Here is a 487-nt window from a genome sequence, read left to right as displayed (position 1 = left end):
GTGCCGTAGGCGGCGGGCTCGCGGAAGGCGGCGTTGGGGACGGGGATCTTGACGACGCGGGTCACGTCCTCGCGCTCGCCGAAGTCACTGGTGTCGAGCGAGGAGAACTCGCCGCTGCCCACCTCGGAGAAGTCGTCTTCCGCGGCCATGGGCGCGGCCTGGGGCGGCGCGTCCATGTCGAAGCTGAACGAGTCGTCGGGGAGGGCCACCGGCGCCGCCGGACCGGCGTCGAGCGAGATGGCCCGGGGCGCGGCGACTCCCGGCGAGGCGTACGCGGCGGGCGGAGGCACGTCATCGAAGGAGAACGGATCATCCGACGGGACGGGCGGCAGCGCGATGGCGGCGGGCGGCGCGGCGCTGCCGGGCAGGGGAATGGCTGCGGAGCGAGGGGCGGCCGCACCGGGCAGCGGAATGGCCGAAGACGACGGGCCCACGCCCATCGGGATGGGGGCCTGGGGCGCCGCGCTGCCGGGGAGCGGAATGGCGG

1 pseudogene is annotated in these 487 nt (G+C 75.8%); it reads right to left on the bottom strand.

The window, feature by feature from the left end:
• Nucleotides 1–487, bottom strand: a pseudogene (locus tag D7X74_RS42335) (hypothetical protein); the annotation flags it as partial.

Origin of the sequence: Corallococcus sp. CA047B (assembly GCF_003612065.1) — a bacterium.
GTDB classification, from domain to species: Bacteria; Myxococcota; Myxococcia; order Myxococcales; family Myxococcaceae; genus Corallococcus; species Corallococcus praedator.
Note: the sequence above shows the minus strand (reverse complement) of the source record. Positions and strands in the feature narration are given on the sequence as shown.